The sequence below is a fragment of the Paracoccus sp. UBA5162 genome (genome assembly GCF_002413585.1).
GTDB lineage: Bacteria > Pseudomonadota > Alphaproteobacteria > Rhodobacterales > Rhodobacteraceae > Paracoccus.
The window spans coordinates 1-12,510 of the sequence record NZ_DHXG01000018.1 but is presented as its reverse complement, the minus strand read 5'-3'; the positions used below and the strand labels follow the sequence as shown (position 1 = coordinate 12,510).

The window sequence follows — 12,510 nt, the reverse complement described above, 5'->3', positions numbered from 1 at the left end:
GCCTGTGTAAAACTTTGGGCGGATGCCCGCGAGAATGAGGATGTGACATGAGCGATATCGCTGATCGCGTGAAGAAGATCGTGGTCGAGCATCTGGGCGTCGAAGAGGACAAGGTGGTCGAATCCGCTTCGTTCATCGACGATCTGGGCGCCGATAGCCTCGATACCGTCGAACTGGTCATGGCTTTCGAGGAAGAATTCGGGATCGAGATCCCCGACGACGCCGCCGAGACCATCCAGACCGTCGGCGATGCGGTGAACTTCATCAAGGGTGCGGTCTGAACCGCCCGATCGCCGACACGCGGATCTTGAACGGCGTCTGTCCCCCGGGGGCGGCGCCGTTTTCCGTTGCGCGTCCGGCCTGGAGGCGTTCGCAGGCCGGCCCGGGTGCACCGCAGCGGGCGTCATGCCTGTTTTGGAACCTCCGCGCCTTGCCGATGTTGTTCAGACGAATGACCGAAAGGAGCCGATCATGGCCGTCAATCTGAAGGGGCTGAAAGACAACGCCCGCAAGACCTCGATCTCGGAACTGAATGCGCGCCTGGCCGATGCGCTGGCGCTTGGCATGGCGATCAAGCAGGCGCATTGGAATGTGAAGGGTCCGAATTTCATTGCCGTTCACGAATTGCTGGACACGGTCTATGCGAACAACCAGGAGCATGTGGACACCATGGCCGAGCGCGTGCAGATTCTGGACGGTGTTGCTGTCGGAACCGCCGAAACGGTGTCCAGGGACGCGACGCTGAAACCCTATCCGACCGACCTGACCAAGGCGCAGGACCATATCAAGGCGATCTGCGAGCGGATGCGCGACCATGGTGAAAAGCTGCGCGCCGCGATCGGCGCGACCGACGACGCGGGCGATGCCAATACAGCCGATCTGTTTACTGCCGCCTCGCGCACGGCCGACAAGGATCTGTGGTTCCTGGAAAGCCATCTGGAATAAGGCCGGCGAACGTCAGGGCGCGCGCCCGCGGGGTCGGCGCGCGTCTTGCCGTCAGCGGCCCAGCCTGGCGTGGATCTCGGCCAGATTGACCTCGCCCAGCGGCATCTTGTTGTCGGGGTCGTCGAAATCGTAGCGGAACAGCTCGAAATCGTCTTTGTAGATCTCCCAGACCAGATGGCGTGACAGGTCGTCGAAATAATCGCTGATCCTGTGCGCCCTTTTCGGGCCGTGGCCTTCGGATTCGTTGAAGCGCGGCACCTTGGCCAGATCGACCTGCACCGGCGTTTCGCAGCCATCCAGAACCTTCTGCATTCCCTCGTCGAACCGTTCGGTAAAGAAGATCCGGTCATAGCTGCCGCCATTCACGATGAAGGTCGAGATATGCGAAGACATCGCCGACCAGTGGATGTCGGGATCCATCGGGCGCCGCCAGCGGATCGTGTCGCGCGCAAACAGAAGAAAACGCCGAAAGCTGGCGATCTGGTCAAAGTCGAACCCGTCCTCGGGGCTGCCGACGGTCACTCCGTATCGCTGCATCAGCTGCGGCACCAGATTGCCGCGATAGCGTTTGCCGTTGCGCTGGATGCCCGCGATCTTGTCGAAGAACGATGACAGGATGCGGCCATAGGGATTGCGCACGCAAGTAAATGTCAGGGCACTGTGGTCGCGGACTGCCCCTGAAATGCGGTCCTGGCTATGTTCCTGAGACCACTTGGCGATGCCTTCGGTTGCATCGTGGATATCGCCGTCGAAAAATCGCCCGTGATCGGAAAAGAACATGATCTGGCCGATGCTGGAACAGGCGCATTTCGGCACCACGCGATAGACCATGCTTCCGGTCTCGGTCATCCAGACGCCGGGAAATCCCATCGCGCGACACTCCGTTTTCTGGGCGAACCGCGCGAGCCCCTGCCCGGCTCGGGCAGGCGGTGCTTGCCCGCGCGCCAGAATTCTTTAGACACAGAAAGCAAATGCCGTGGCAAGTTTCAACTTTTTCCCGTTCTTTCGAAACCTTGCAATCCCATCTTCTTGTCTGACCCATGGCCCGGATCGCTTTCATCCTTCTTGCCCACAAGGATCCCGCAGGCGTTATCGCCCAGGCCCGCCGGCTGTCGCAGACCGGCGATTACGTGGTCGTTCATTTTGACCGTCGCAGCCCCGAGGCCGATTACCGCGCCATCCGCGAGGCGCTGAAGGACGAACCGGGCATCGCCTTCCCCCGGCGCCGGCACCGGTGCGGCTGGGGCGAATGGTCGCTGGTCGCGGCCTCGCTGGAGGCCTTGCGCCTGGCCGAACACCGCTTTCCGCTGGCCACGCATTTCTACATGCTGTCGGGTGACTGCATGCCGATCAAATCGGCCCAATACACGCATGATTTCCTGGACCGGGTCGATTGCGATTATATCGAGGCGGTCGATTTCTTCGACGGTGGCTGGATCAAGACCGGGATCCGCAAGGAGCGGCTGATCTATCGCCACTGGTTCAACGAACGCAGGCACAAGCGGCTGTTCTATGCCGCGATGGCGTTGCAGCAGCGCCTGGGGTTGGAGCGGCCCGTGCCGCGCGGCATCCAGGTCATGATCGGCTCGCAATGGTGGTGTCTCAGGCGGCAGACGGTCGAAGGGGTTCTGGCGCTGCTAAAAGCCCGCCCCGATCTTGTGCGCTTCTTTCGCACGACATGGATCCCCGACGAGACGTTCTTCCAGACGCTCGTGGCCCATGTCGTGCCCCGCGACCAGCGGCGCAGCCAGTCGCCGACATTCCTGATGTTCACCGATTACGGGATGCCCGCGACCTTCTACAACGACCACTACGATCTGCTGACCCGGCAGGGCTATCTGTTTGCTCGCAAGATCAGCGCCGAGGCGATCGAGCTTCGCGACAGGCTTGGCGCGCTGTGGCGGACCGAGGGTCAGGATTTCGCCATTTCGAACGAGGGGCGGCGGCTGTTCGCCTTTCTGACCGGCAGGGGGCGCGTGGGCCGGCGCTTTGCGCCGCGCTTCTGGGAAACCGACGGATCGCTGGGGCGCAGCCATGTGATTCACCTGATCGTGGCGAAACGCTGGCACGTCGCCAAGGAACTGGCTCGCCGGATCCGAGACGCGGGGACGATTCCCGCGGTCGACTACATGTTCAACGAATTGCAGGCGAACCTGCCCGATCTGGGCGGCATCGCCTCCACCCTGTCCAAGCGTCAGCATCACCGCCGCGCCTTGCTGCGCCTGTTGTTCGAGGATTTCGGCAGCCGCAGGCTGGTGCTGTGCATCGACCCCTCGGCGGTGTCGCTGATCAGCGATTTCGCGGGCGACCGCGCCGAGACGCGGATTCTGTTCATCGAAAGCGATCTGGACGACGACTACATGCGCGGTCACATGCAGCGCATCGGCCTGATCGGCAGCTTGACCCCGCCCGACCTTGTCGATCGTCTGCTGCCCATCGTCCGCGACGACCTGATCCACGAGGCCGAGCAGGTGCGCGACATGGGATTCGAGAGGTTTCAGGTGCTGTCGAACGACCAGGGCGCGGATGAAAACGCCGCCGCCATTGCCGGTTTCCTGGACATCGACCGGGCAGCCGGCGCCGCCCTGATCGCGCATCTGGATCTGCGCTGAGCCGGGCGGCGGGGCATTGTGAAGCGTGCCACGTCCTGACAGGATGCCGCCAGCCAGGGGCCTGCGCGCCCCGTGCCGAGAAAGGGATTGCCATGCCACGTGCCTATGACGACGACAACATCTTCGCAAGAATCCTGCGCGGCGAGATTCCGAACGATACCGTGGCCGAGAACGATCACGCCTTGGCGTTTCGCGACATCGCGCCCAAGGCACCCTCGCATGTGCTGGTGATCCCCAAGGGCAGGTATGTCAGTTTCGAGGATTTCGCGGCCCATGGCACGGAAGCCGAGATCACCGGTTTCATGCGCCTTTGCGCCGAGGTGGTGGCCATCGAGGGGCTGGGCCTGGAAGCCGGCAACCAGGGCTTTCGCGCCATCACCAATGCCGGGGCACATGGCGTGCAGGAGGTGGCGCATTTCCACCTCCATATCATGGGCGGCCGGATGATGGGACCGATGCTCAGCCTGCGGGACTGAATTTCAGCCGCGTGTCATCTCGACGAAGACATCTTCCAGATCGGGCTGTTCGCTGGCCACGTCGATGATCGGCACGCCCGCTCCGCGCAGCGCGTCCAGCAACTGATCGGCCCGGATCCGCGAGGGCGGATAGCTGATCGCCAGCCGCCCGTCTGCCCGCCATTCGGCGCTTGCGCCTTCGGGCAGGGGCGGGATCTCGATCCGTCCGCCGGCATCGATCACCAGCGTCTTGCCATCCGTGCGCGCCAGCAATTCGCGGGTGCCCTGGCGGACAATCAGTTCGCCATGGTTGATGATCGCGATCTCGTCACACATCTGCTCGGCCTCTTCCAGATAATGCGTGGTCAGGATGACGGTCATGCCGGCCTCGTTCAGGCGGCGGACATTCTGCCACAGCATTTCGCGCAGGGTGATGTCCACGCCTGCCGTGGGTTCGTCCAGGACCAGGATCTGCGGGCGGTGGACCAGCGCCTTGGCAAGCAGCAGCCGCCGGCGCATCCCGCCCGAAAGATTGCGCGCATAGGCATTGGCCTGGTCCCTCAGCCCGACGAGATCCAGCAATTCGTCTGTCCAGCGTTCGGATTTCGGCACCCCGTAAAGACCCGCCTGCACCTCCAGGCTGGCGCGGGGGCTGAAGAACGGGTCCATGTTCAGTTCCTGTGGCATGACCCCGATCGCGGCGCGGGACTGGCGCGGGTTCACATCCTGATCGAAACCCCAGATGCCGACCTTGCCGGCGCTCTTGTTGACCAGACCCGCGAGGATGTTGATCAGGGTGGACTTGCCGGCCCCGTTCGGCCCCAGCAGGCCGAAGATGCTGCCCGACGGGATGGCAAGGTCGATGCCCTTCAGCGCCTCCTTCGCGGGCGCGTTGCCTTGGGCGGCATAGGTCTTGCGCAGACCGGCGATATCGATGGCGTTGGGCATGGATCGGTCCTTGCGGTGCTTGCGAAGGCAGGCGGCGCTGCGGTAATGAGGTTAGACCAGATCATCCAAGCCGCCACAAGAAGGCCAGCCATGACCCAGCATGTGACCCCCGAGAATCCGCTGTCCACGGGACAGGAACCCGATGCGGTCCTTATGCCGGCTCCGGAAGAGGTGGTCGTGACGACCTGGAAGGTGGCCTGCGACGGCGATGATGCCGCCGGGCTTGGCCATCCCCGGGTCTGGCTGGCGATCTCGCCCGATCAGGGCTATGTCGATTGCGGCTATTGCGACCGGCGTTTCGTGATCGACCGCGACCACGCGGAGGGCGATCACTGAGGCGGGACACGTGACTGAACCAGCGTCCTCGACCGGCTTTTACCCCAATGCCGCCGCGGCGCCCGGCGCCCCTCGCGCTCTTTGCAAATACCTGCGGGGGTGAATTGGCCGCAGGCCAAGAGGGGGCCGGCGAGGCCCCCTTTGGTCGCGGGACGCAAGCGCGGCCGACTTTGCCGCACGCGTATGCGGCCGGCCGATTTCAGTCGAAGATACCCGCCACACGCCCCAGCAGCATGAAGGCCCGGGCCGAGCGGGTCTGGGCCAGAACCTCGATTTCGGCATCATCGAGCTGTGGCACCAGGCGGCTGATGGCGGTGTCGAACTGGCGCAGGAAATGATGCGCGGCGTCGCGGAAAATCTCGTCTCCGCGCAGGATCCCAGATACGATCTGCAAGGCGGACTGGTCATGGATGCCACCCAGGGACGCGGCGTTGCCGCCCCGCGCGCCTTCGGCAAATCGGCGCCAGACGGCCGGATCCGGGGGCGACGGCTGCAGGTCGTCCATATACAGATCCTGTCCGGCCAGCAGCGTCACCACATCCTGCGCCGCGCGCAGCAGCCGTGAATTGTCGTGGTCCTTCAGCGCCGTGCGCAGGGCCGCGATGGCCTCGGTATCCTCGGGTCCGTTTGGAAAATCCAGCGCCCGGATCAGCGTCCGTGGCGGGACGGAAACCGATTCGGGGGCGTCAAAGCGCAGCGCCGCCTGCCGCGTATCAGCGGGCCGAGGCGGCGGCGCCGCGGTCGTCACCGCGCCCGCGGCTCTTGTCGCCGGGCCGGTCGCGGAAACCGGTGCGGGCAGCCCGGCGGGCGCGGCAACCACGCTTGTGCCCGAAGCGATGTCGCCGGTCGCGGCCGGCCGACGCGATTGTGGCGGCGCGCCGCGTGTCGCAGCCATCTCGCGCAGCTGGGTCAGACGCTCGCGCAGGTCTTCGGCCTCGGCCCGCAGGATCGCGATCGACCGCGCCAGCGTCACGGCCATCCAGATCAGCGCCAGCGGCAGGATTGCGCCCGCCGCCGCGACCAGCCGTCCCACGCCCCCGGCCGCGCCATCGCCGCCTGGCGCCAGCACCCAGAACAAGGCAATCAGGAGCAGCCACGCGACGCTCAGCGCGATGCCGAGGCGCGTCAGGGCGTCCCTCTGGGTCAGGGATGCGATTTTGGCGACCAGCGACATGGGACCTACTCGAAGCGGATCGCCACGATCTCGTAGCTGCGCACGCCGCCGGGGGTGGTGACATCGACGCTGTCGCCCTCGTCCTTGCCGATCAGCGCGCGCGCCAGCGGTGATCGCAGGTTCAGCAGGCCGCGCTCGATATCGGCCTCGGCCTCGCCGACGATCTGGTAGGTGCGCTCTTCCTCGGTATCCTCGTCGATCAGGTCCACCGTTGCGCCGAACTTGACCGAGCCGGACAGTTTCGCGGGATCGATCACTTCGGACCGCGACAGGATCGATTCCAGTTCCTTGATGCGGCCCTCGATGAAGCCCTGCTTTTCGCGGGCGGCGTGATATTCGGCGTTCTCGGACAGGTCGCCATGTTCGCGCGCCTCGGCGATCTGCCGGATGATGGCGGGCCGTTCCTTCGATTTCAGCTCTGTCAGCTCTGCTTCCAGTGACTGAAAGCCGCTGCGGGTCATCGGTATCTTGTCCATCGCTGCCCAATCCTTCGCGGGTATGCGGTTATCGCGGTCACGCTAATCGAACGCCCCCGCCATTGGGGATGGCCGGGGGCGCGTCAAATCCTGTGCGTGCCGCATCGTGAACCCAATTCCGCGCCATTTGCAAGCCCGCCTTGCGCAAGGGCGGCGGAATACGGCCTTTGCGCGTGGCGTCACGATTGCCCCTGCGGGCCTCGCGCGTTAGGTGTTCTGCCAGCCATACGCAAGGAAAGAGCGGCAGCCATGACGAATGACAGCACGGTCGAACGCGAATCGATGGAATATGACGTCGTGATCGTGGGCGCGGGCCCGGCCGGGCTGTCGGCGGCTATCCGGCTGAAGCAGATCGACCCCGAACTGCAGGTCGTCGTGCTGGAAAAGGGCAGCGAGGTGGGCGCCCATATCCTGTCGGGCGCGGTGCTGGATCCATCGGGACTGGACCGGCTGATCCCCGACTGGCGCGACAAGGGGGCACCGGTCGACACCGAGGTTACCGATGACAATTTCTACGTGCTGGGCGAGGCGGGCGGGATCCGGGTGCCGAACTGGCCGATGCCGCCGCTGATGAACAATCACGGCAACTACATCGTCAGCATGGGCAATGTCTGCCGCTGGCTGGCCCAGCAGGCCGAGGAACTGGGCGTCGAGATCTTTCCCGGCATGGCCGCCAGCGAGGTCGTCTGGGATGGAGAGCGGGTGAAGGGTGTCGTTGCCGGCGAGATGGGGTTGAACGCGGACGGCACGCCGGGCCCTCAATACGAGCCCGGGATGGAACTGCACGGCAGGTATGTCTTCATCGCCGAGGGCGTGCGCGGCAGCCTTGCCAAGCAGATCATGGGCAGGTTGAACCTGTCGGCCGGCCACGAGCCGCAGAAATACGGCCTGGGCATGAAGGAAATCTGGGAGGTTTCGCCCGAGAAGTTCAAGAAGGGCCGGGTCGTGCACACGATGGGCTGGCCGCTGGGCAGGAACGCCGGCGGCGGCAGCTTCATCTATCATTTCGAGAACAACCAGGTTCTGGTCGGCTTCGTCGTCCATCTGAACTACGAGAACCCCTATCTCTACCCCTACGCCGAGTTCCAGCGTTTCAAGCATCATCCGATGGTCGCTGAGCTGCTGGAGGGGGGCAAGCGCGTCGCCTACGGCGCGCGCGCGATCAGCGAGGGCGGCTGGCAGTCCATGCCGCAACTGTCTTTCGCGGGCGGCGTGCTGCTGGGCTGTTCGGCGGGAATGGTCAACGTGCCCCGCATCAAGGGCAATCACAACGCGATGATTTCCGGGATCGAGGCGGCCGAGGCCGCGGCCGCCGCGCTCAAGGCGGGCCGCGAGGGCGACCGGCTGGAAACCTATGACGCGGCGGTGCGCGGCGGCGCCATCGCAAGGGATCTGAAGAAGGTCCGCAACGTCAAGCCGATCTGGTCCCGCCTGGGGCTTTGGCCCAGCCTCGTGCTTGGCGGTTTCGACATGTGGGTGGCGAATCTGACCGGCCGAAACCCGCTGGGCACCTGGAAACATGGCAAGACCGATGCGCAGGCGACCGGCAAGGCCGGGGATTTCAAGCCGATCGACTATCCTCGCCCCGACGGAAAATTGTCCTTCGACCGGCTGACCAACGTGGCTTTTTCCTTTACCAATCACGAGGAAAGCCAGCCCAGCCATCTCAAGCTGAAGGACCCCTCGGTCCCGATCGACGTGAACCTGCCGGACTATGCCGAACCGGCGCAGCGCTACTGCCCGGCGGGGGTCTATGAGGTGATCGAGGAAGGCGGCAAGCCACGCTTCCAGATCAACTTCCAGAACTGCGTCCATTGCAAGACCTGCGACATCAAGGATCCCTCGCAGAACATCGTCTGGACCACGCCGCAGGGCGGCGACGGGCCGAATTACCCGAATATGTGATCGTGGGCCGGGGCGCAGCGATTGCCCCGGCCGGACGCCGCGTTTAGGGTCCGCCAAACGCCTTCGTGATGAACGGGATCGACGCCGTGACCCAGACCCGCTTGAACCTTGCCCTGATCGCCGCGCTGAGCGCCGCGACCCTGCCTGCGGTTTCCGCCGTCGCGCAGGGGCGGCCCGAACCGCGCCCGGTCCAGGCCCAGACGCCTGTCGAAACCCTGCCGCAGCCGCCCGTCGATTCCCTGCCCGCGGCTGAACCGGCCCAGGCAGATGCCGCCGGGGGCCGCGCACCCGCACCTCTGACCATGGGTCTGGCAGGCCCCTATCTGGCGGCGCGGCTGGCGACGGTCGAAAATGATTTCAAGGCCGCCGCGCGCTATTATTTTCAGGCTGTGGCGCATGATCCGGGCGACAGCTATCTGCAGGACAACGCGCTTCTGGCGATGGTCTCGGCCGGCGAGATCGACCGGGCGGTGGAACTGGCCGACCGGATGCGCGGCGATGGCCAGCCGACCGAGCTCTCGGCTCTGCTTGTGCAGGCGAAGATGGTCAGGGATGGCGACTGGGCCGGCCTTGTCGAGGCGATCGCTCCGGGCGGCAAGACCGACGACGGCAATCGCCTTATGGACGGGCTGGTGCGGGCCTGGGCGCTGCTGGGCGACGGCAAGGCGCAGGACGCGCTGACCGCCTTCGAAGACCTCGCCAAGCTTCCCGGCGTCGGCCCGGTGGTGAACTACCAGCTTGCGCTGGCCCGCGCGCTTGTCGGCGACTACGAGGGCGCCGAGACGCTGCTGGCGGAACCGGCGACTGGCGGGCATTTGCCGGGAATCGTCGCGCGGGCCCAGATTCTGGCGCAACTGGAACGCCGCGACGAGGCAGTGGCGATGCTGGACGATATCCCCAATATCGAGGCCGAACCGCAATTGCTGGCCCTGCGCGACCGGCTGGCCACGGGCAAGCCGGTTCCCTTCGATGTGGTCAAGGCGCCTGCCGACGGGATCGCGCAGATTTTCCTGACCTTCGCAACCGCGCTGGCCAGCAGCCCAGAACCCGAGCCGCTGTCGCTGATCCATGCGCGGCTGGCCAGTTGGCTTGCGCCCGACAATGCCGAGGCGCGGCTGGTGACGGCACAGCTTTTGCAGGAGCGCGAGCAATTCGATCTGGCGGAACCCGAATTCGAGGCGCTGCGCCGGATGGGGCAGATGCGCCCGGTCGCGGAACTGGCCCGGATCGACGCACTGTCCCGCGCCGATCGCGAGGACGAGGCCGAAAAGGCCGCGCTGTCCTTGACCGCCGCCTATCCCGATCTGCCGCAGGGCTGGATCGCGCTTGGCGATCTTCTGCGTCAGCAGGAAAGGTTCGCCCAGGCAGTGCCGGCCTATGACAAGGCGCTGGCGCTGCTGAAGGATGGCCCTGACGAGGCACGCTGGTTCCCGCTTTACGCGCGTGGCATCGCGCTGGAACGATCGAAGCAGTTCGACCGCGCCGAGGCCGATCTGCTTGCAGCCATCGAGATCAATCCCGACCAGGCCAGCTTGCTGAATTATCTCGGCTATTCCTGGATCGACCGGAACGAGAACCTGGATCGCGGACTGGACATGATCCAGAAGGCCGCCGAATTGTCGCCGGGCGACGGATACATCCTCGATTCTCTGGCCTGGGCCTATTACCGGCTGGGCCGCTATGACGAGGCGGTCGCGCCGATGGAAGAGGCCGTGGGCTCGATGGCCTCGGACCCGCTGGTGAACGATCATCTGGGCGATATCTACTGGATGGTGGGCCGCCATCGCGAGGCCGAGATCCAGTGGCAGCGCGCGCTGTCGCTGAAACCGACCGAGACCGGAGATGTCGATCCCGACCGGATCCGCGCCAAGCTGGATCGCGGGCTGGACGCAGTGCTGCGCGACGAGGCCAGGACCGGCGAGAACGAGACCCCCGTGCCGCAGGCCGAAGCCGCCAGCCGATAGCATGATCTTCGAGGCCGCGCGGGCCAAGCTGAACCTTGCCCTGCATGTCACCGGCCGGCGCGAAGACGGCTATCACCTGCTGGATTCGCTGGTCGCCTTCGCCGATATCGGCGATCGCATCGCGCTGATGCCGGGGCCTCTGTCGCTGAAGATCGACGGTCCCTTCGCGGACGACCTGTCGGCCGGCAACAACCTGTGCCTTGACGCGGCCCGTCTGGCAGGCGGCGCGGCACAGATCACGCTGACCAAGATTCTGCCGGTCGCCTCCGGTGTCGGCGGCGGCTCGGCCGATGCGGCTGCGGTCCTGCGCGGGCTTGCCCGGATGGGCCATCCGATGCCGGCCGATCCCTGGCGGCTGGGCGCTGATGTGCCGGTCTGCATCGCTTCGGTCCCTGCCCGCATGGCCGGGATCGGCGAGAAGGTGACGCCGCTGCCCGCCTTGCCGCCGGTGCCGCTGGTGCTGGTCAATCCGGGCTTTCCCGTGGCCACGCCGCAGGTCTTTTCGGCGCTGACCTGCCGCGAGAATTCCCCCTTGCCGCCCATCCCCGCCTTCGCCGACAGGGCGGCGCTGATCGGCTGGCTGCGCGGCACCCGCAACGATCTGGAAACGCCGGCCCGGACCATCGCGCCGGTGATCGGCACGGTCCTGCGGACCCTCGATGCGACCGGCGCGGCCTTCACCCGCATGTCGGGTTCCGGCGCGACCTGTTTCGGTCTTTTCGACAGCGTGGCGCGCGCGCGCGCATCCGTGGAAACGTTGAAACAGCATGGCTGGTGGGCGGTGGTCTCGGAACTGGCACCGCGGCCCGCGCCCGGATAGGATAGGGCCAGCAACAGGGGAAAGATCGACATGCTGCGTCTCGGCGTCAATATCGACCACGTCGCCACCATCCGCAATGCGCGCGGCACGCCCTGGCCTGATCCGCTGCGTGCGGCCCGAATCGCGCAAGAGGCCGGGGCCGACGGGATTACCGCCCACCTGCGCGAGGATCGCCGCCATATCAGCGACCGCGACATCGATGCGCTGATGGAACACCTGACCCTGCCGCTGAACCTGGAAATGGCCGCGACGCCCGAGATGCAGGCGATCGCTCTGCGTCATCGTCCCCATGCTGTCTGCCTGGTTCCCGAAAAGCGCCAGGAGCGCACGACCGAAGGCGGTCTGGACGTGGCCGGCAACGACAATGCGATCGGCGATTTCATTGCGCCGCTGCGCGAGGCAGGCTGCCGTGTGTCGCTGTTCATTGGCCATGACGCCGCCCAGATCGAAGCCGCCGCCCGCATCGGCGCGTCGGTGGTGGAACTGCATACCGGCGCTTATTGCGATCACGACACCGAAGGCCGGACCGCCGAACGCGATGCCGAATTGTCCGGTCTGGCCGAGGGCGCCCGCCTTGCCGCCAGCCTGGGGCTGGAGGTCCATGCCGGCCACGGCCTGACCTTCGACACGGTCGGTCCCATCGCCGCCCTGCCACAGATCGCCGAACTGAACATCGGCCATTTCCTGATCGCCGAATCGGTGTTTACCGGTCTTGGCCCCGCGATCCGCGAAATGCGCCGCCATATGGAGGAGGCAAGGGGATGATCCGCCACGCCGTCGTCCTGACCCTGCTTGCCGCCGCGCCCGCGCTTGCCCGGGACGGCCCCGTGACCGTCAGACCCTGTGACGACACCGCCCGCGTCGATACCATCGCC

13 protein-coding genes are annotated in these 12,510 nt (G+C 65.6%); 9 read left to right on the top strand and 4 right to left on the bottom strand.

Features of this window, described 5'->3' with window-relative positions:
* Window positions 1-47 precede the first annotated feature (47 nt).
* Both B4A72_RS02085 and dps read left to right on the top strand, forming a co-directional pair.
* Window positions 48-281 carry an acyl carrier protein gene (locus tag B4A72_RS02085; RefSeq protein ID WP_292951885.1) on the top strand — a complete coding sequence of 78 codons (234 nt, stop codon included), beginning with the start codon at window positions 48-50 and terminating at the stop codon, window positions 279-281.
* A gap of 190 nt (window positions 282-471) precedes the next feature.
* A complete protein-coding gene (gene dps / locus B4A72_RS02080) occupies window positions 472-945 on the top strand; it encodes a DNA starvation/stationary phase protection protein Dps (RefSeq protein ID WP_292951887.1) in 474 nt (157 codons plus the stop codon).
* 51 nt (window positions 946-996) lie between these two features.
* Here the strand turns inward: dps and B4A72_RS02075 are convergent, their stop codons facing one another.
* A complete protein-coding gene (locus B4A72_RS02075; protein ID WP_292951889.1) occupies window positions 997-1,815 on the bottom strand; it encodes a sulfotransferase family protein in 819 nt (272 codons plus the stop codon).
* Between the two features lie 170 nt (window positions 1,816-1,985).
* On the opposite strand from B4A72_RS02075, the gene B4A72_RS02070 reads away from it, so the two are divergent.
* Both B4A72_RS02070 and B4A72_RS02065 read left to right on the top strand, forming a co-directional pair.
* On the top strand, window positions 1,986-3,557 hold the full coding sequence (locus B4A72_RS02070) for a DUF5928 domain-containing protein (RefSeq protein WP_292978026.1): 1,572 nt from the start codon (window positions 1,986-1,988) through the stop codon (window positions 3,555-3,557).
* A gap of 92 nt (window positions 3,558-3,649) precedes the next feature.
* Window positions 3,650-4,033, top strand: coding sequence for an HIT domain-containing protein (locus B4A72_RS02065; RefSeq protein WP_292951892.1), 384 nt, complete (start codon window positions 3,650-3,652; stop codon window positions 4,031-4,033).
* 3 nt (window positions 4,034-4,036) lie between these two features.
* On the opposite strand, the gene B4A72_RS02060 is transcribed toward B4A72_RS02065, so the two are convergent.
* Window positions 4,037-4,960, bottom strand: coding sequence for an ABC transporter ATP-binding protein (locus tag B4A72_RS02060; protein ID WP_292951894.1), 924 nt, complete (start codon window positions 4,958-4,960; stop codon window positions 4,037-4,039).
* A gap of 153 nt (window positions 4,961-5,113) precedes the next feature.
* Between B4A72_RS02060 and B4A72_RS02055 the strand changes: the two genes are divergently transcribed.
* Window positions 5,114-5,296 carry a zinc-finger domain-containing protein gene (locus tag B4A72_RS02055; protein WP_292951912.1) on the top strand — a complete coding sequence of 61 codons (183 nt, stop codon included), beginning with the start codon at window positions 5,114-5,116 and terminating at the stop codon, window positions 5,294-5,296.
* 199 nt (window positions 5,297-5,495) lie between these two features.
* Here the strand turns inward: B4A72_RS02055 and B4A72_RS02050 are convergent, their stop codons facing one another.
* Both B4A72_RS02050 and greA read right to left on the bottom strand, forming a co-directional pair.
* Window positions 5,496-6,470, bottom strand: coding sequence for a hypothetical protein (locus tag B4A72_RS02050; protein WP_292978025.1), 975 nt, complete (start codon window positions 6,468-6,470; stop codon window positions 5,496-5,498).
* A gap of 5 nt (window positions 6,471-6,475) precedes the next feature.
* Window positions 6,476-6,946, bottom strand: a complete 471-nt coding sequence (greA, locus tag B4A72_RS02045; protein ID WP_292951898.1) for a transcription elongation factor GreA — start codon at window positions 6,944-6,946, stop codon at window positions 6,476-6,478.
* 249 nt (window positions 6,947-7,195) lie between these two features.
* On the opposite strand from greA, the gene B4A72_RS02040 reads away from it, so the two are divergent.
* The 4 genes from B4A72_RS02040 (at window position 7,196) to B4A72_RS02025 (ending at window position 12,400) form a co-directional block, all read left to right on the top strand.
* Window positions 7,196-8,851 carry an electron transfer flavoprotein-ubiquinone oxidoreductase gene (locus B4A72_RS02040; protein ID WP_292978024.1) on the top strand — a complete coding sequence of 552 codons (1,656 nt, stop codon included), beginning with the start codon at window positions 7,196-7,198 and terminating at the stop codon, window positions 8,849-8,851.
* 68 nt (window positions 8,852-8,919) lie between these two features.
* Entirely contained in the window at window positions 8,920-10,815 is a 1,896-nt protein-coding gene (locus B4A72_RS02035; protein WP_292951902.1) for a tetratricopeptide repeat protein, read from the top strand.
* A gap of 1 nt (window position 10,816) precedes the next feature.
* Window positions 10,817-11,635, top strand: a complete 819-nt coding sequence (locus B4A72_RS02030; RefSeq protein WP_292951904.1) for a 4-(cytidine 5'-diphospho)-2-C-methyl-D-erythritol kinase — start codon at window positions 10,817-10,819, stop codon at window positions 11,633-11,635.
* Window positions 11,636-11,665: 30 nt separating this feature from the next.
* On the top strand, window positions 11,666-12,400 hold the full coding sequence (locus B4A72_RS02025; protein WP_292978023.1) for a pyridoxine 5'-phosphate synthase: 735 nt from the start codon (window positions 11,666-11,668) through the stop codon (window positions 12,398-12,400).
* Window positions 12,401-12,510: the final 110 nt, after the last annotated feature.

Bases quoted from the DNA above. Each gene is read 5' to 3' on its own strand.
- B4A72_RS02085 (WP_292951885.1), top strand. From the start codon at position 48: ATGAGCGATATCGCTGATCGCGTGAAGAAGATCGTGGTCGAGCATCTG.
- dps (WP_292951887.1), top strand. From the start codon at position 472: ATGGCCGTCAATCTGAAGGGGCTGAAAGACAACGCCCGCAAGACCTCG.
- B4A72_RS02075 (WP_292951889.1), bottom strand. From the start codon at position 1,815: ATGGGATTTCCCGGCGTCTGGATGACCGAGACCGGAAGCATGGTCTAT.
- B4A72_RS02070 (WP_292978026.1), top strand. From the start codon at position 1,986: ATGGCCCGGATCGCTTTCATCCTTCTTGCCCACAAGGATCCCGCAGGC.
- B4A72_RS02065 (WP_292951892.1), top strand. From the start codon at position 3,650: ATGCCACGTGCCTATGACGACGACAACATCTTCGCAAGAATCCTGCGC.
- B4A72_RS02060 (WP_292951894.1), bottom strand. From the start codon at position 4,960: ATGCCCAACGCCATCGATATCGCCGGTCTGCGCAAGACCTATGCCGCC.
- B4A72_RS02055 (WP_292951912.1), top strand. From the start codon at position 5,114: ATGCCGGCTCCGGAAGAGGTGGTCGTGACGACCTGGAAGGTGGCCTGC.
- B4A72_RS02050 (WP_292978025.1), bottom strand. From the start codon at position 6,470: ATGTCGCTGGTCGCCAAAATCGCATCCCTGACCCAGAGGGACGCCCTG.
- greA (WP_292951898.1), bottom strand. From the start codon at position 6,946: ATGGACAAGATACCGATGACCCGCAGCGGCTTTCAGTCACTGGAAGCA.
- B4A72_RS02040 (WP_292978024.1), top strand. From the start codon at position 7,196: ATGACGAATGACAGCACGGTCGAACGCGAATCGATGGAATATGACGTC.
- B4A72_RS02035 (WP_292951902.1), top strand. From the start codon at position 8,920: ATGAACGGGATCGACGCCGTGACCCAGACCCGCTTGAACCTTGCCCTG.
- B4A72_RS02030 (WP_292951904.1), top strand. From the start codon at position 10,817: ATGATCTTCGAGGCCGCGCGGGCCAAGCTGAACCTTGCCCTGCATGTC.
- B4A72_RS02025 (WP_292978023.1), top strand. From the start codon at position 11,666: ATGCTGCGTCTCGGCGTCAATATCGACCACGTCGCCACCATCCGCAAT.